This window comes from Thauera humireducens (genome assembly GCF_001051995.2).
GTDB lineage: Bacteria > Pseudomonadota > Gammaproteobacteria > Burkholderiales > Rhodocyclaceae > Thauera > Thauera humireducens.
In genome coordinates, this window is record NZ_CP014646.1 from 34,671 (window position 1) to 51,346 (window position 16,676).

Annotated in this window: 18 protein-coding genes; 16 read left to right on the forward strand and 2 right to left on the reverse strand. The window is 64.2% G+C overall.

Annotated elements, in window-relative coordinates; all coding sequences use genetic code 11:
* Positions 1 to 60: 60 nt before the first annotated feature.
* From AC731_RS00205 to AC731_RS00260, 13 genes are all read left to right on the forward strand, one after another.
* Positions 61 to 600 carry a glycine cleavage system transcriptional repressor gene (locus AC731_RS00205; RefSeq protein ID WP_004258733.1) on the forward strand — a complete coding sequence of 180 codons (540 nt, stop codon included), beginning with the start codon at positions 61 to 63 and terminating at the stop codon, positions 598 to 600.
* Positions 590 to 1,843 carry an MFS transporter gene (locus tag AC731_RS00210; protein ID WP_004258730.1) on the forward strand — a complete coding sequence of 418 codons (1,254 nt, stop codon included), beginning with the start codon at positions 590 to 592 and terminating at the stop codon, positions 1,841 to 1,843. The genes AC731_RS00205 and AC731_RS00210 overlap by 11 nt, the downstream gene beginning before the upstream one ends.
* A gap of 107 nt (positions 1,844 to 1,950) precedes the next feature.
* The gene (locus AC731_RS00215; RefSeq protein ID WP_004258728.1) at positions 1,951 to 2,718 is read left to right on the forward strand and encodes a 3-hydroxyacyl-CoA dehydrogenase; all 768 of its coding nucleotides are present in this window, start codon (positions 1,951 to 1,953) and stop codon (positions 2,716 to 2,718) included.
* A gap of 151 nt (positions 2,719 to 2,869) precedes the next feature.
* Positions 2,870 to 5,359: a heavy metal translocating P-type ATPase gene (locus AC731_RS00220; protein WP_048708581.1), complete on the forward strand. Its 2,490-nt coding sequence runs from the start codon at positions 2,870 to 2,872 to the stop codon at positions 5,357 to 5,359.
* 21 nt (positions 5,360 to 5,380) lie between these two features.
* The gene (ccoS, locus tag AC731_RS00225; protein ID WP_048708583.1) at positions 5,381 to 5,596 is read left to right on the forward strand and encodes a cbb3-type cytochrome oxidase assembly protein CcoS; all 216 of its coding nucleotides are present in this window, start codon (positions 5,381 to 5,383) and stop codon (positions 5,594 to 5,596) included.
* Positions 5,597 to 6,006: 410 nt separating this feature from the next.
* Entirely contained in the window at positions 6,007 to 7,437 is a 1,431-nt protein-coding gene (gene ccoN, locus AC731_RS00230; protein WP_004258716.1) for a cytochrome-c oxidase, cbb3-type subunit I, read from the forward strand.
* A gap of 15 nt (positions 7,438 to 7,452) precedes the next feature.
* Positions 7,453 to 8,088 carry a cytochrome-c oxidase, cbb3-type subunit II gene (ccoO, locus tag AC731_RS00235; RefSeq protein WP_004258712.1) on the forward strand — a complete coding sequence of 212 codons (636 nt, stop codon included), beginning with the start codon at positions 7,453 to 7,455 and terminating at the stop codon, positions 8,086 to 8,088.
* A 15-nt stretch (positions 8,089 to 8,103) separates the two neighbouring features.
* On the forward strand, positions 8,104 to 8,292 hold the full coding sequence (locus AC731_RS00240) for a CcoQ/FixQ family Cbb3-type cytochrome c oxidase assembly chaperone (protein ID WP_004258709.1): 189 nt from the start codon (positions 8,104 to 8,106) through the stop codon (positions 8,290 to 8,292).
* On the forward strand, positions 8,285 to 9,175 hold the full coding sequence (gene ccoP, locus AC731_RS00245) for a cytochrome-c oxidase, cbb3-type subunit III (protein WP_004258705.1): 891 nt from the start codon (positions 8,285 to 8,287) through the stop codon (positions 9,173 to 9,175). Before AC731_RS00240 ends, ccoP begins: the two co-directional genes overlap by 8 nt.
* An 87-nt stretch (positions 9,176 to 9,262) precedes the next feature.
* Positions 9,263 to 10,693: a cytochrome c oxidase accessory protein CcoG gene (ccoG, locus tag AC731_RS00250; protein ID WP_048708585.1), complete on the forward strand. Its 1,431-nt coding sequence runs from the start codon at positions 9,263 to 9,265 to the stop codon at positions 10,691 to 10,693.
* A 13-nt stretch (positions 10,694 to 10,706) separates the two neighbouring features.
* Positions 10,707 to 11,207: a FixH family protein gene (locus AC731_RS00255; protein WP_407084157.1), complete on the forward strand. Its 501-nt coding sequence runs from the start codon at positions 10,707 to 10,709 to the stop codon at positions 11,205 to 11,207.
* A 28-nt stretch (positions 11,208 to 11,235) separates the two neighbouring features.
* Entirely contained in the window at positions 11,236 to 11,382 is a 147-nt protein-coding gene (locus AC731_RS19370) for a DUF3149 domain-containing protein (protein WP_004258696.1), read from the forward strand.
* A gap of 38 nt (positions 11,383 to 11,420) precedes the next feature.
* Positions 11,421 to 11,657 carry a hypothetical protein gene (locus tag AC731_RS00260; protein ID WP_004258693.1) on the forward strand — a complete coding sequence of 79 codons (237 nt, stop codon included), beginning with the start codon at positions 11,421 to 11,423 and terminating at the stop codon, positions 11,655 to 11,657.
* Positions 11,658 to 11,711: 54 nt separating this feature from the next.
* Here AC731_RS00260 and AC731_RS00265 read toward each other — a convergent pair whose 3' ends face one another.
* Positions 11,712 to 12,155: a universal stress protein gene (locus AC731_RS00265; RefSeq protein WP_004258689.1), complete on the reverse strand. Its 444-nt coding sequence runs from the start codon at positions 12,153 to 12,155 to the stop codon at positions 11,712 to 11,714.
* A 128-nt stretch (positions 12,156 to 12,283) separates the two neighbouring features.
* Here AC731_RS00265 and AC731_RS00270 point away from each other — a divergent pair, with 128 nt between their 5' ends.
* A complete protein-coding gene (locus AC731_RS00270) occupies positions 12,284 to 13,693 on the forward strand; it encodes an MBL fold metallo-hydrolase RNA specificity domain-containing protein (RefSeq protein WP_048708589.1) in 1,410 nt (469 codons plus the stop codon).
* Positions 13,694 to 13,849: 156 nt separating this feature from the next.
* A complete protein-coding gene (locus tag AC731_RS00275; protein WP_237266571.1) occupies positions 13,850 to 15,487 on the forward strand; it encodes a PHA/PHB synthase family protein in 1,638 nt (545 codons plus the stop codon).
* Positions 15,488 to 15,497: 10 nt separating this feature from the next.
* Here the strand turns inward: AC731_RS00275 and AC731_RS00280 are convergent, their stop codons facing one another.
* On the reverse strand, positions 15,498 to 16,178 hold the full coding sequence (locus AC731_RS00280; RefSeq protein WP_004258683.1) for a Crp/Fnr family transcriptional regulator: 681 nt from the start codon (positions 16,176 to 16,178) through the stop codon (positions 15,498 to 15,500).
* A 104-nt stretch (positions 16,179 to 16,282) separates the two neighbouring features.
* Here AC731_RS00280 and AC731_RS00285 point away from each other — a divergent pair, with 104 nt between their 5' ends.
* The gene (locus AC731_RS00285; RefSeq protein WP_048708593.1) at positions 16,283 to 16,672 is read left to right on the forward strand and encodes a SirB2 family protein; all 390 of its coding nucleotides are present in this window, start codon (positions 16,283 to 16,285) and stop codon (positions 16,670 to 16,672) included.
* The last annotated feature ends 4 nt before the right edge of the window (positions 16,673 to 16,676 follow it).

The following is a 16,676-nucleotide window of genomic DNA, read 5'->3' on the forward strand; positions in this document are numbered from 1 at the left end:
GATCCTCCGCAGGCGTACCATAGGCTTCCATTTCCATCTGGCTTCTGGCGAGGAGAGAACATGAAGACTTCCGTGGTCCTGACCTTGATCGGGCCCGACCGGCCGGGTCTCGTGAGTGCCGTGGCGGCGCGGGCGAGCGCCGCGGGCGCGAACTGGATGGAAAGCCGTCTGGCGCAACTCGCCGGCAAGTTCGCCGGGGTCGTGCGCCTCGAGGTGGATGCAGGGCGCGCGGCTGAGCTGGAGAGCTTGCTGCGCAGCCTGGAGACCGAGGGCCTGCGTGTTGCAATCGAGCAGGGGAGCAGCCGTCCGGCGGTCGCCTTTCGTCGTGCCCGACTCGAACTCGTCGGTCACGATCGTCCGGGCATCGTGCGCGACATCTCGATCGTGCTGGCGCGACACGGCGTCAGCATCGATGCGCTCGAGACCTCGTGCGAGAGCGCGTCGATGTCCGGTGAGCCGCTGTTCCGCGCGCTGGCCGAACTCGAGTTTCCGCATGGCGTAGCGCTGGATTCGGTGCGCGGCGATCTCGAGGCGCTGGCCAACGAGCTGATGGTCGATCTCGACCTCCACGACGAGGGCGGCAGCGCGAGTGCAGGTTGAACAGGGGGCGCCGCGACGGCGCCTGCCCGACCCGATCCGGGCGCTGGGGCATCGCAACTTCCGTTATTACTTCACCGGCCAGGTGGTGTCGATCCTCGGCACCTGGATCCAGCAGGTGGCGATGTCGTGGCTGGTATATCGCCTGACGGGGTCGGTTGCCCTGCTCGGCGTCACCACGTTTGCGGCGCTGGTGCCGATGCTGGTGGTGGGGCCTCTCGCCGGCGCATGGATCGACCGCCACGACAAGCGCCGGCTCCTGATCATCGTGCAGGGGCTGCTCGCGCTGCAGGCCTTCACGCTGGCGGCGCTGACAATGCTGGATCTGGTCGGCCCCGCGCTGCTGGTGGCCATGTCGGTACTGCTCGGCGTGCTCAACGCCTTCGACGCGCCGCTGCGTCAGTCGCAGATCAACAGCTTCGTCGACGACCGTGCCGATCTGCCGAACGCGCTGGCACTCAATGCCATGGCGTTCAACGCCGGGCGCTTCTTCGGCCCCCCGCTCGCGGGGCTGCTGCTCGGGCTGACGTCCGAGGCCTTCTGCTTCGTGCTCAACGCACTGTCGTTCTCGGCGCTGGCGTTTGGCGTGTGGCGGATCCGGGTGGCAGCGTCACCCCGCGCCACCGGCAGCACCGCGTCGGTGTTTCGCGAGGGGCTTGGTTACGTGTGGACGGAGTATCCGGTCCGGACGCTGATCCTCATTCTGGCGACCGCCAACCTCACGGCGTCGAGCTACGCGGTGCTGCTGCCGGTGTTTGCGAAGGATGTCTTCGGCGGCGATGCGAGCATGCTCGGCATGCTGTGGGGCGCGGCGGGCGGGGGCGCCTTCCTCGCGACCGTGTTCCTCGCCACGCGCAAGAACCTGCCCGGCCTGGTCGCCGTGGTCATCAGCGGAGCGGCGATCGGGGCACTGGGCCTGCTGGTGTTCTCCTACAACCGCTATCTGCCACTGTCGCTGCTGGCGATGGGGATGGTGGGAATGGGGATCTCGATCGGCAACGTTGCCACCAACATGTTGCTGCAGACGCTGGCACCGGACCGCCTGCGCGGGCGTGTCGTGTCCTTCTTCAGTTCGACGCGCTTCGGCTTCGATGCGATCGGCGGCCTGTTGGCCGGTCTGCTGGCGGCGCAGATTGGCGTGCAGCGGGCGATGCTGCTCGAAGGTGTCGTGCTGGCGGTCTTCGCGCTTTGGGCGCTGCGCATTCGCGGCCGGCTGCGGGACGAGGTGGTGCGCAGGCTCCCTTAGGCGGTTCGCCCGTGTGATCGGTGCGCATACATCTATTGACGTTAACGTTAACGTGAACTATTTTCGCGGCCGAGTTTCAATCAATCGACAGGACTAGGAGTTTCGCGATGCAGATCGAGAACGGCGTATTCGTGGTAACCGGCGGTGGTTCGGGCCTGGGGGCGGCAACGGCGCGCATGCTGGTCGAAGCCGGTGGTCGTGTGGTGCTGGCCGACGTCAATCGTGAGGCGGGCGAGGCAGTGGCGGCCGAGCTTGGTGCCGCAGCGGCTTTCGTGATGACGGATGTGACCGATGAGGCAAGCGCAAAGGCGGCCATCGATCGCGCCGTGTCCGGCTTCGGCGGACTGAATGGTCTCGTCAGCTGCGCGGGCGTGGCGCCTGCAGAGAAGGTGGTGGGGCGTGAAGCGCCGCATCGGCTCGAGTCGTTCGCACGCACGGTGTCGATCAACCTGATCGGCACCTTCAACATGATCCGCCTTGCGGCCGACGTGATGAGCAAGGCCGCGCCCAATGAGGGCGGCGAGCGTGGCGTGATCGTCAGCACCGCGTCGGTTGCGGCGTTCGACGGCCAGATCGGGCAGGCAGCCTACGCCTCTTCGAAGGCGGGCGTGGTTGGTCTGACCCTGCCGGTGGCACGCGAACTGTCGCGCTTCGGCATCCGGGTGATGACGATCGCCCCGGGCATCATGGAAACGCCGATGCTGATGGGCATGCCGCAGGAAGTGCAGGACTCGCTGGGCAAGATGGTTCCGTTCCCGTCCCGTCTCGGCAAGCCCGCCGAATTCGCCGGACTGGTGCGCCACATCATCGAGAATGCCTACCTGAACGGCGAGGTGATCCGCCTCGACGGCGCGATCCGCATGGCGGCGAAGTAACCGCCGTATTCCCCCTGTCCGGCGTTGCGTCAGCATGCCGCAGCATGTTGCGGCGCAATGGCCGGGGCCGGGGAAATGTGCTAAAAACGGCTCTCCCGATTCGACCGCCCCGCAAGGACTGTCCTTGCGGGGCGGCTTTGCATTGCTGCCGATGACTGCTGCCGACCTGAGCGCTGCCCCGACCCAAGACGTGGTCGACACCGATTGTTATCACTGCGGTCTGCCGATTCCGCCCGAGACGCGCCACTACGTTCGCGTGGATGGACGTGAGCGAAGGATGTGCTGCGTCGGCTGCGAGGCGGTCGCCCAGTCCATCGTTGATAACGGCCTGGTGGATTATTACCGCCACCGCGACGCAATGCCCGAGACGCGACGCGAAGCCATGCCGGTCGAGCTGCAGGAACTGGGGCTCTTCGATCATCCCGATTTCCAGAAGAGCTTCGTACGCCCGGTAGGCGAGCACGAGCGCGAGGCCTCGCTGATCCTCGAAGGCATCACCTGTGCGGCCTGCGTGTGGCTCAACGAGAAGCACGTTGCCCGTCAGGACGGCGTCTCCGCGGTCGAGATCAACTATGCGACGCGCCGTGCCCGCGTGCGCTGGGACGAGCGCAAGATCAAGCTGTCGGACATCCTCGGTGCCATCCAGGCGATCGGTTACCGCGCCTATCCGTACGACGCCGAGCGCTCCGAACAGATCGCCGACCGCGAACGTCGCTCGATGCTGTGGCGGGTCTTTGTCGCCGGCTTCGGCATGATGCAGGTCATGATGTACGCCTTCCCCGTCTACGTGGCGAGGGATGGCGACATGACCTGGGACATCGAGCAGTTGCTGCGCTGGGCCAGCCTGCTGCTGACCCTGCCGGTGGTGCTGTACTCGGCCGCGCCCTTCTTTCAGCGGGCCTGGCGCGATGTTCGCCTGCGCCGGCTCGGCATGGACGTGCCGGTCGCGGTCGGGGTGGGCAGCGCATTTCTTGCCAGCCTGTGGGCGACACTGACCGATGGGCCCGAGGTGTATTTCGACTCGGTCACGATGTTCGTCTTCTTCCTGCTCGGCGGCCGCTATCTCGAGATGATCGCGCGCCAGAAGGCGGTGCGCGGCGTCGAAGAACTGGGCAAGGTGCTGCCATCCTTCGCCGAGCGCCTCGCTGGCTGGCCCGCTCAGACGACGGGTGACCGCGTGCCGACGGCGCAACTCGAGCCTGGGGACATCCTGCGGGTGCGGCCGGGTGAGGTGATTCCGGCCGATGGCGTGGTCGTGGATGGCGTTGGCGAGGTCAATGAGGCGCTGCTGACTGGCGAGAGCGTGCCCATCGCCAAGCGCGCGGGGGACAGCCTGACCGGTGGCAGCATCAACGTGTCGTCCCCGCTGCTGTTCCGGGTGGAGCACGTGGGCGACGCCACGCGCCTCGCCGCGATTTGTCGCCTGATGGAGCGCGCTGCGACCGAGAAGCCTCGTGTCGCGACGCAGTCGGACAGGGTCGCAGCCTGGTTCATCGTCACGCTGCTGGTCCTTGCGTCCATCACGGGCGTCGCCTGGTACTTCATCGACAGCGAGCGGGCGTTGTGGGTGTTCGTGTCGGTGCTGGTGGTCGCCTGTCCCTGTGCGCTGTCGCTGGCCACGCCGACCGCGCTGACAGTGGGTACCGACGCGATGGCGCGCATGGGTGTGCTGGTCACCCGCGGCCACGCGATCGAAACCCTGGCCCATGCCAATCATTTCGTGTTCGACAAGACGGGCACCCTGACCCATGGCCGGATGCGGCTCGAGGAGGTTCTGCCGCTCGGTGAGCGTGGCGCCGATGAACTGATCGCGGTCGCGGCAGCGATAGAACAGGGGTCCGAGCATCCGGTTGCTGCGGGCTTGCGCGAGGCCGCGGCCGGATTCGCCTTGCCCGAGGTTGCCGGGCTCCGGGCAGAAACGGGGCAGGGCATGCAGGGGCTGATCGACGGCAGGCGGGTCTGGATCGGCCGCCCCTTGTATGTGGCGGAGTCGGCCGGACTTTCAATGCCGCAGGGTCTCGACGCCTTTTCCGCCACTGGCGGCACGGTCGTGGCGCTGGCGGCGGAGGGCGGCTGGCTTGGCGCCTTCCGCCTGGCCGATACCTTGCGCGACGAGGCGCCGGTGCTCGCGCAGCGTCTTGCCCGTGAGGGTACGGCGGTGTCGGTGCTGTCCGGTGACTCGCCCGCCGTCGTCGCCTCGGTCGCAGCTTCGCTCGGCGTTGGCGATGCGCATGGCGGCATGACGCCGCAGGGCAAGCAGGCGTGGATCGCCGAGCGGCAGAAGGACGCCGGGACGGTCGTGGCGATGGTCGGCGATGGCGTGAACGACGCGCCGGTGCTCGCGCAGGCGCACGTGTCGGTCGCGATGGGTGGCGGTACGGATCTCGCGCGGAACCAGGCCGACATCGTGCTGCTCAGCGAGAACCTCGCCAGCCTCGGCCGCGCAATCGAGCTTTCACGCAAGACGCTGCGCATCATCCGCCAGAACCTGTGGTGGTCCTTCACCTACAACTTCACTTCGGTGCCGCTTGCGATGGCAGGCCTGGTCACGCCCTGGATGGCCGGCATCGGCATGGCGGCCAGTTCGCTGCTGGTGGTGCTCAATGCGATGCGCCTGCAACGCGTGCCGCGTGGCGAGTGAGTCCCGGATCGCGGAAACGACATGGAAAGCCTCTACATCCTCATTCCCATCTCGATCGTGCTGGTGTTCATCATCGGCGTCCTGTTCTGGTGGTCGCTGCGAAACGGGCAGTACGACGACATGGAAGGGCCTGCCTACAGGATGTTGATGGATGACCGCGACGAGGGGCGGCCGGCTCCGGATGAGGCATCGACGCCACAGGCGGGACGAGGTGCCGACCCACAGAAGCGGGACTGACCGCGCCCCAGGTTGCGCGAATCGGTTGACCTAGGTCAACTCTGCGCAGTGAAGAATAGGCATACTGGCGCCATTGGTATTGAGCGTCCCGAAACGGGGGTGTTCGTACCGCTGGGTTTTATGTCTCTCTGTTGGGGTTGGGGGTGCGTTCATTCGCACCCTTTTTTTTTGCGCTTGCGACGTGCAGCAGATCGTGGTGGGAGAGCATTGATTCGAGCGGTGTGCCACACGCGATGATCGTGCCCGGAGTTCGATTGCTTCCGCCGGGTGCCGCACTGCAATACAATGTTGATCTGTATCAAATTGAGGTTCCGGCCTCCGCGTATTCTTCGTGCCGACGTCGCCGGGGAGTCCGTTCGCGGTCGGGTGGCGTTGCTCAAAAAGGGGTTTTCAACTAAGAGGTGACTCACATGCAATCGCAAGCGACTTATAACTATAAAGTCGTGCGCCAGTTCGCCATCATGACGGTGGTATGGGGCATCGTGGGCATGCTGGTCGGTGTCATCGCCGCAGCACAGCTCGTGTGGCCTGAACTGAACGTTCACGAATTCCTGCATTTCGGCAGGCTCCGTCCGCTTCACACCAACGCGGTGATCTTCGCGTTTGGCGGTTGCGCGCTGTTCGCCACGTCCTACTACGTGGTGCAGCGGACCTGTCATACCCGTCTGTTTGCGCCCGGCCTGGCGGCCTTCACCTTCTGGGGCTGGCAGCTCGTCATCGTATTGGCTGCGATCACCCTGCCGCTCGGCTACACGACCTCCAAGGAGTACGCCGAACTCGAGTGGCCGATCGACATCCTGATCGCCATCGTGTGGGTGTCCTACGCGATCGTGTTCTTTGGCACCATCGCCAAGCGCAAGATCTCGCACATCTACGTCGCCAACTGGTTCTTCGGCGCCTTCATCCTGACCGTCGCGCTGCTGCACATCGTCAACAGCGCCGCGATCCCGGTGTCGCTGACCAGCATGAAGTCCTACTCCGCCTACGCGGGCGTGCAGGACGCGATGGTGCAGTGGTGGTACGGCCACAACGCGGTGGGCTTCTTCCTGACCGCAGGCTTCCTCGGCATGATGTACTACTTCGTGCCGAAGCAGGCCGACCGTCCGGTGTATTCGTATCGCCTGTCCGTCGTCCACTTCTGGGCGCTGATCTTCACGTACATGTGGGCGGGTCCGCACCACCTGCACTACACCGCGCTGCCTGACTGGACCCAGTCCGTCGGCATGGTGTTCTCGCTGATCCTGCTAGCGCCGTCCTGGGGTGGCATGATCAACGGCATCATGACCCTGTCGGGCGCCTGGCATAAGCTGCGTACCGACCCGATCCTGAAGTTCCTGATCACCTCGCTGTCCTTCTACGGCATGTCGACCTTCGAAGGTCCGATGATGTCGGTGAAGACCGTGAATGCGCTGTCGCACTACACCGACTGGACCGTCGGCCACGTGCACTCCGGTGCGCTGGGCTGGGTGGCGATGATCTCGATCGGCGCGATCTACTTCCTGCTGCCGCGTCTGTATGGCAAGACCGAGATGTACAGCGTCAAGCTGATCAACGCCCACTTCTGGATCGCCACCATCGGTGTCGTGCTCTACATCGCCTCGATGTGGATTGCCGGCGTGATGCAGGGTCTGATGTGGCGCGCGACCAACCCGGACGGCACGCTGACCTACTCCTTCGTCGAGAGTGTGAAGGCCAGCTATCCGTTCTGGACCATCCGCTTCATCGGCGGCGCGCTGTTCCTCTTCGGCATGGTGCTCATGTTCTACAACATGGTGAAGACCATCGCCGGCCAAAAGGCCTACGACGCTCCGGTGCTTGCCCCCGCAGCCGCCCACGCCTGATCGGAGACCAAGAACATGGCTCAATCGAAACACGAAAAAGTTGAACGCAACGTATTCCTCATGATCGTCCTCACGCTGCTCACCGTCAGCGTGGGCGGCCTCGTGGAAATCGTGCCGCTGTTCTTCCAGCACTCGACGACCTCGCCCATCGGTCCGGGCGGCAAGCAATTGGACGTCAAGCCCTATGACCCCGTTCGCCTGGTCGGTCGCGACATCTACATCCGCGAAGGCTGCTACAACTGCCACTCGCAGATGATCCGTCCGTTCCGTGCCGAGACCGAGCGTTATGGCCACTACTCGGTGGCGGGCGAGTCGATCTACGACCACCCGTTCCAGTGGGGTTCGAAGCGTACCGGTCCCGACCTGGCCCGCGTCGGCGGTCGCTACTCGGACGAGTGGCAACGTGTTCACCTGCTGAACCCGCGTGACGTCGTTCCCGAGTCGAACATGCCCGCGTTCCCCTGGCTCGATCGTCCGGTCAAGGCCGACGACATCCAGGACAAGATGCGCGCGCTGAACAAAGTCGGCCTGCACAAGTACAGCGACGAGGAGATTGCTGCCGCGCCTGCCGCGCTCGAAGGCAAGACCGAGCTCGACGCTGTCGTTGCCTACCTGCAAGGGTTGGGCAAGGCTCTGCAGAACGTGAGGTAAGGAAGGGGACGCGCCGTGGATATCAACGATTTCAGAAGTCTGATCACCGTACTTGGCCTGCTGTGCTTCCTGGGCATCTGCTACTGGGCATACAGCAAGCACGCCAAGGCGGGTTTCGATGAGGCGGCGCGTCTGCCCCTGACCGATGACGACGTGCCAGCCGCCGGCGGCTGGCAAGACAAAGAGGGAAAAGCAAATGGCTGACTTTATCAGCGGTTTCTGGAACATGTATGTGATGGTCCTCGTGGCCCTCTCCATCCTGTTCTGTGTGTTCGTGCTGGTGTCGAACATGACCAAGCGCGAGAAGGGGCCGGTCGAGCTGCACGGCCACGTGTGGGACGAGACGCTCGCCGAGTACAACAACCCGCTGCCGCGCTGGTGGATGTATCTGTTCTGGATCACCATCGTCTTTGGGATCGTGTACCTGGCCATCTACCCCGGCTTCGGTAACAAGAACGAGCACCGCGGGCAGTGGAGCCAGTACGAAGCCGAGATGAAGGCCGCCGACGAGAAGTACGGCCCGATCTTCGCCAAGTACAAGAGCATGGACCTGATGGCGGTTGCCGCCGACCCCGAAGCGAACGCGATGGGGCAGCGCATGTTCCTGACCTACTGCGCGCAGTGCCACGGTTCGGCTGCTCAGGGCGCGAAGAGCTTCCCGAACCTGACCGACGATGAGTGGCTGTGGGGCGGTGAGCCCGAGACCATCAAGACCACCATCATGGGTGGCCGCATGGGCGTGATGCCGCCGTTCGGACCGGCCCTGGGTGCGGAAGGCGTGAAGGACGTCGCCAACTACGTGCGTTCGCTGTCGGGTCTGGCACATGACTCGCTGCGTGCGCAGCGCGGTGCCGATCTGTTCGCGACCAACTGTGTGGCCTGCCACGGTGCGGACGGCAAGGGCAACCCGATGCTGGGCGCGCCGAACCTGACGAACAAGTCGTGGCTGTATGGCTCGTCCGAGGCCGTGATCATCGAGACGGTGACCAATGGTCGCAACAACCAGATGCCGGCCTTCGGCGAGTTCCTCGGCGAGGACAAGGTGCATCTGCTGGCTGCCTACGTGCTGAGCATGCACAAGAAGTAATGTAGTACTGCGGTTCCGACCCGGGGGGAGGGGGTCCCCCCGGAGTTTTCAGTAAAAATAAAAACAATAAATCATCGGTGAACGACCATGAACAGCTCGACCCCACAGCCGCAGCAAGCGGCTAAACCGACTTCCCCCGAATCTGCCGACACGCTTTACGAGTCGCGCAAGAAACTCTACGTACGTGCCGTCACTGGCGTGTTCGCCAACTGGCGGTGGGCGCTGGTTTGGATCACCCAGATCATCTTCTACGGCTTGCCCTGGCTGTCCTGGAACGACCGTCAGGCCTTCCTGCTGCATCTCACCGAGCGCAAGTTCTACATCTTCGGCTGGGTCTTCTGGCCGCAGGATGTGTTTTTCCTCGCCATCCTGCTGATCATCTCGGCCTACGCGCTGTTCTTCTTCACCGCGATCGCCGGTCGTCTATGGTGTGGCTACGCCTGTCCGCAGACGGTGTATACCGAGATCTTCATGTGGATCGAGCAGAAGATCGAAGGCGACCACATCAAGCGCCAGAAGCTCGACCAGGCGCCGATGAATGGCGAGAAGCTGCTGCGCCGAGGCACCAAGTTCGTGGTCTGGGGACTGGTGGCCTTGTGGACCGGATTCACGTTCGTCGCCTACTTCTCGCCGCTCGACGAACTGCTGCGGTCTGTCACCACCTTCGGCTTCGGGCCGTGGGAGCTGTTCTGGATCCTGTTCTACGGGGCCTTTACCTTCCTGTTCGCTGGCGTCATGCGCGAGCAGGTGTGCAAGTACATGTGCCCCTACGCCCGCTTCCAGGCGGTGATGTTCGACCCCGATACGCTGGTCATCACTTATGACGAGGAGCGCGGCGAGCCGCGCGGCACGCGCAAGAAGGGCATCGATCCGCGCACGGTGAGCAAGGGTGACTGCATCGACTGCGGCATCTGCGTGCAGGTTTGTCCCACAGGCATCGACATCCGCAAGGGCTTGCAGTACGAATGCATCGGCTGTGCCGCGTGCATCGACGCCTGCGACCAGGTGATGGACAAGATGAACTATCCGCGCGGGCTTATCCGTTACACGACCGAGAACGCGCTCAAGAAGCATTGGGGCAGCAAGGAGATCCTCGCTCACGTGCTGCGTCCGCGCACCCTGATCTACGGCACGATTCTGGTGGCGATCAGCCTGGCCTTCGTCTGGGGGCTGGCGACCCGTGACCCGCTGCGCGTCGATGTGATCCGCGATCGTGCATCGCTGGCGCGCGAGGTCGAGGACGGCCAGATTGAGAACGTGTATCGCCTGCAGGTCATGAACATGACCGAGGCGCCGCGCGCATTCCGCTTCGAGGTGTCCGGCCTGCCGGGCGTGAAGATCGGAGGCGAGCAGCGTGTGGAGGTCGCGCCGGCGTCCACGCAGGCCGTTACCCTGCAGGTGCTCGTGCCGTACGATGCGGGCAAGCCGGGCTCCAACCCGATCCACTTCCAGGTCACGGCCGAGGACGATTCGTCCCTGTCCGTGCGTGAGGAAACTACTTTCTTGTTGCCGCGCTGACGTGAGTACGACATTGACTGAAAAGAAACCCACGCCCTGGTATCGACAAGGCTGGCCCTGGTTCCTGATCGCGCTGCCGGCAACGGCAGTGGTTGCCGGGATCATTACGCTTGTCATCGCGGCGCGTACCTTCGACGGCATGGTGGTCGACGACTATTACAAGGAAGGGCGCGCGATCGTGCAAACGCTGGACCGCGTCGAGCGGGCTAGCGCGCTGGGGCTTGTGGCGGACCTCAAGCTTCGTAGCGAATCGGTGCGAATCGAACTCAGCGCCCTGCACGCGGACGACCTGCCCGCGCGTGCGATCCTGACGGTCATCCACCCGACGCGTGATGGCCAGGATCAGGAGATCATCATGACCGGCGCAGGCGGCGTGTACGAAGGCAGGCTCGCGCCGCTGAGTACCGGTCGCTGGCTGTTCCAATTAGAAGACGAGTCCCGCAGCTGGAGAATGAACGGGGCCGCATACCTCCCGACAGAGACGGAAATCCGGATTGACCCATCAAGTTCCTAACCTGTCTGTTTAAACGTGGAGGTGTACCATGGCCTGGGATCTTCTGATCAGTAGCGATATCGGTCTGCTCAGCTTGTTCACGATCGGCTTCATCCTCGTGATGGCTGTCTATCTCGTGCGATTCGCCAAGCGGAACATCGCGGAGGACGAGCAGAAGGCGAAGCTGGGGCGGTAAGCGTCCTGTCTTGAGGTTCACGGTTTAGGAGAAGCGCGATGCTCAAATGGATACAGGTGCTGTGGCCGTCCTTCCTGGTGGCCATGGTGGCAGAGGCGGTCTTCTTCACCGTGATCGACCCGCAGGAGCTTTACTTGTTCGGTCAGCCGGTGCATTTCGGGCCGCTGGCAACCTATTCGATCGGTTTTCTCGGGTTCTGGCTGGTGTGTGCGGCTTCGAGCCTGAGTACGATCTTTCTTCAGCGCGGTTCCGCCGAGCTCAATCGGCGGCGTTGATGAGTACCAAAGCAAAACGGCCCTTGCGGGCCGTTTTGCTTTCATGGTGCCAGTTCAGCGATAGACCAGCACAGGGGTCTTGCTGTGGGTCAGCACCTTCTGCGTTTCGCTGCCGAGCAGCAGTCCGGCGATGCCGCGACGGCCGTGCGAAGCCATGAAGATGAGGTCGCAGCCGTGGCGGTCCGCGGCGTCGATGATCGCTTCGTAAGGGACTTCATTCACGACGGTATCGGTTGCTGCCGAGACGCCCTCCGCATCTGCGACCGCCTTGGCCTTGGCGAGGATTCCCTGCGCTTCGGCAGCGGCCGACTTGGCGAACTGTTCGGGGGTGGTGGGGTCGATCAGGGCGCCCTCGCCGTAGATCGGCATCGGGAAATCGGGCTGGGCATAGAAGAAGGTAATGCGCGCTCCGGCTTCGCGTGCGAAGGTGACGGCGCGGGACACCGTGCCTTCCGATAGGCTGGAGCCGTCGGTCGGAACGAGAATGTGTTTGAACATGGCGGAAGTTCTCCTGTCGGTTGTTACGGGATTGATTATAGCGACCTGACGGTCCTCATCTGGCTTGATGACGGTCAAACGTGTGCCTGCTTGCAAGGCGCATTGTTCGAAATAGGGAGGAGAGCACGGTGAAACTCAGTTTTTTCGGTGCGGCGGGCGAAGTGACAGGGTCCTGCCTCCGTGTTGATCATGCCCATGGGACCTTTCTGGTGGACTGTGGGTTGTTCCAGGGGGGACGGCAGGCCGAGCTCAAGAACCGGCAGGCGCTCGACTTCGATCTGAAACGCGTCGACTTCGTGCTGCTGACGCATGCCCATCTCGATCATAGCGGCCTCATTCCCAGACTCGTCGCGCTCGGCTACAAGGGGCCGGTCTATGCGACCCCGGCGACCGTGGACCTGCTCGAGATCATGCTGATGGACGCCGCGCACATTCAGGAGAAGGAGGCCGAATGGGCCTTGCGCCATGCGCGTAACCGGCAGGCGCGTCATCGCGTCGAGATGACGCCGCTCTACACGGTCGAGCAGGCTCGCGCCAGCCTGGGCCGGCTGAAGGCCGTGCCCTACGAAACGGACTGCCACCCCGGCGCAGGAGTGAGTTTCCGCTTCCGCGAGGCCGGTCACATCCTGGGTTCGGCGATCATCGAGATCGATGTGGGCGAGGGCAGCGGCCTGCGCCGGCTCGTCGTGTCGGGTGACCTCGGGCAGCCGATGCGCCCGGTGCTGCGTGACCCGGTGCGCGTCGAACGCGCCGACGTGCTGTGCGTGGAGTCCACCTACGGCAATCGTGCCCACCGATCCTTCAACGCCACGCTTGACGAACTGGCGGATGCCATCAAGCAGACGCTGGTGGGGCGCGGAGGCAACGTCATCATTCCCGCGTTCGCGGTCGGTCGTACGCAGGAGATCCTGTTCGTGCTGGCCGACCTGGTTCGCGCCGGACGCATCGGGCCACTGAAGGTCGTCGTCGACTCGCCGATGGCTTCGGCAGTGACGGCACTGACTGTCCGTCACCGCGAACTGTGGGACGAGGACACGCGTCAGCTCTTCGCGTGGTCGCAGGAAAATGGTGCTCGATTCGATGTCCGTTTCGTTCAGGATGTCGAGGAGTCCATGGCCCTCAACAGCGTCAAGGGCGGCCTTGTGATCATTTCCGCGAGCGGCATGTGCGATGCGGGGCGGGTCCGTCATCATCTGCGCTACAACCTCGGGCGCAGCGAGTGCTCGATCGTCATTGCCGGTTTTCAGGCGGCTGGTACGCTGGGGCGCCGGCTGGTGGATGGCGCAAGACAGGTCAGCCTGTTCGGTGAACGGGTGCCGGTGCGGGCTCGGATCCATACCATTGGCGGGCTGTCCGCGCATGCCGACCAGCCAGCGCTGCTCGACTGGCTTGCACATATCAAGCAGCCGCCGCAACGGACCTTCGTCGTGCATGGCGAGCCACTGGGTGCGATGGCGCTTGCCGATGCGATACATGCGAGGCTCGGCTGGCCGGCGCCGGTGGTGCCCGAGCCGGGCGTAAACTATCCGATCCCCTGATGCGAGGAGAACGACGTGACCAGCGATAACAGTCATCCACCGTCCGACAGCGGCCGACGAAGCCAGAGTCGGGCTGGAGCGCCCAATGGCCCGGAAATGGTGCGCAACTTCCATCGGCTGCGCGAGAGCGTTGCCGACGCAATCGACCCACTCGGTATGTCCGCCCCGATCGTGCATGCCCAGCTGGCCTGGCTGGCGCATCCGCAGGAGCTCGCCGAGCGCGCGGTACGCCTGTCGAACGATCTGTGGCGCCTGCAGTGGCATACCCTTGACCGGATGCTGGGCGTACCCAGCCAGGATCCCATCGCGCCGAATGCGGACGATGCGCGCTTCGCCGATCCGGTATGGACCGAATCGCCGACCTGGGACTTGATCAAGGAGTGGTACCTCGCGTTCACGCATCACACGCAGGACATGCTGTACGACACGCCCGCGCTTTCCAGCAAGGAGCGGCGCCGGGCTGCCTTCTGGTGGCGAAAGTGGCTCAATGCGGTGGCGCCCACCAACTACCTGCTCACCAACCCGGTGGCGATGCGCAAGGCCATCGAGACACGGGGCGACAGTCTCGTGCGGGGCTTCCGCAATTTCCTCGACGATCTCCAGGCCGGCAACGTCCGCATGACCGACCCCGAGGACTTCAAGGTCGGCGAGAATCTCGCCACCACGCCGGGCGCGGTCGTGTTCCGCAACCGGCTGCTCGAAGTCATCCACTACGCGCCGACCCAGCCGCGCGTGCATGCCGAACCTGTCGTCATCGTCACGCCGTGGATCAACAAGTTCTACGTGCTTGACCTCGTGCCGAAGAAGAGCATGATCCGCTTCCTGCTCGACCAGGGCCTGGACGTCTTCATCACGAGCTGGAAGAACCCGGATGCGTCGATGCGGGACGTCGGTTTCGACGACTACCTGCTGGACGGCGTCGACACGATCGTGCGCGTGGCGCGTGAGTTTGCCGGCGTGGAGCGCGTGCATGCGGTCGGTTACTGCATCGGCGGCACGGCGCTCGCGATGTACATGGCCTGGGCGAACCGCCACTATGCCCCGGACGCCATGCCAGTCGCCGACTGGACCCTGTTCACGACGCTGGTGGATTTCCACAAGCCCGGCGACATCGAGGTCTTCATCGACGAGAGCAGTATCGACTATCTGTGCGATCGGATGGCACGCAAGGGTTACCTGGATGGCGGGGAGATGGCGGCATCGTTCCGGCTGCTGCGCTCGAACAGCCTGATCTGGCACTACGTCGTGCAGGGCTGGCTGTACGGTGATTCGCCGCCTCCGTTCGACGTGCTGTATTGGAACATGGACACCACGCGCATGCCGTACGCGATGCACGCGTGGTACCTGCGCGAGCTCTACCTGCACAATCGCCTCATCCAGACCAATGCGCTGCAGGTGGCCGGCGAGACGCTCGACCTGTCGGTGATCCGGCAGCCGCTCTACGCGGTGTCCGCGGAGGACGATCACATCGCGCCGTGGCGCCAGACCTTCGCGGTCAACAACCACGTCGTCGGCAACAAGCGCTTCGTGCTGTCGAGCTCGGGGCACATCCTCGGCATCGTCAACCCCGTCGTGCATCCGCCGAAGCGGCGCTATTGGGCGGCCGACGCCCAGCGCTCGGACACGACAGACTCGTGGCGCAGGCGCGCGGAAGAGCATGCCGGCAGCTGGTGGGAGGACTGGATGCGCTGGCTCAAGCCGCGCGCGGGGGACGAGGTGGAGGCGCGTCCGGCCGCCAGCAAGCGCTTCCCGGCGCTGTGCGCGGCACCGGGCAGCTACGTGCTCGAGAAGTAGCGGGCAGTCCTCAGGCCTGGTAGCGGGCGAGGCGGGTCGGGTCGTGCAAGGTGATGCGTTTGCCCTGAACGCTGATCAGGCCCGATTCGCTGAGGTCGTGAAAGATGCGCGACAGGGTTTCGGGCGTCAGGTTCAGGCGTGAAGCGATGACCTGCTTGCTGGTCGGCAGCGCGATCTCGCACGGCGTGTCGCTGTCGGCGACCTGCAGCAGGTAGCCGATCACACGCTGGATGCTCGAGCGCAGCGAATAGGTCTCCACGTCCTGGATCAGCCCGTGCAGGCGGATGGCCATGCCGGCGAGGAGCTTGTGCGCGAAGGTGGAGTCCTGGTCGATCAGCTCGGTGACCACGGCCTGGCCGACGTGGATCAGCAGTGTTTCGGTCAGCGCTTCGGCGAACACCGGATAGGGCTTGTTCATGAACATCACGGCCTCTCCGAAGCTCTGCATCGGGCCGATGATCTCCACGACCTTCTCGGTCCCCTGTGGCGACGAAAAGGCGAGCTTGACCTGACCCGAGACGACGAAGTAAAAGCCATGCGGCTGGTCGCCGCGCTGGAACAGCACCTCGCCACGCCCGATGTGGCGGTCACGCGTGTAGCGCGCGACAAGCTCGAGATCGGTGTCCGAGAGTTCGCTGAACAGCGGGATGCGCTTGAGCAGCGCAGGCAGGTCGAGGGCGGCGTGGGTCATGTCCGTGCGTTCCTGGGTGGAAGCGATCTCATTATTGACGGCAATTCTAATCGACCCCGGGGCGCCGCGCGGCACGCGCGATGCCGGTCCGGGTGGGAGTACGCATGTATTTCGCAATCAAGCACCTTCATGTCACCTGCGTGGTGCTCAGCGCCATGGGGTTCCTGCTGCGCGGCTTCTGGATGATGACGGGCAGCCCGCGCCTGAACGCCCTGCCGGCACGGGTGCTGCCTCACGTCGTCGACAGCGCCCTGTTGTTGAGTGCGATCGCGCTGGCGGTCATGATCCAGCAGTATCCCTTCGACGCAGGGTGGGTGACGGCAAAGGTGTTCGGCCTGATCGCCTACATCCTGCTCGGCACGGTTGCGCTGAAGCGCGGCAGGACGAAGGGGATCCGGCTCGGCGCCTTCGCCGCCGCATTGCTGGTGTATGCGTGGATCGCCTCGGTGGCACTGACCAAGAATGTCGCAGGTTACCTGGCGGTTGCCGCCTGATCGC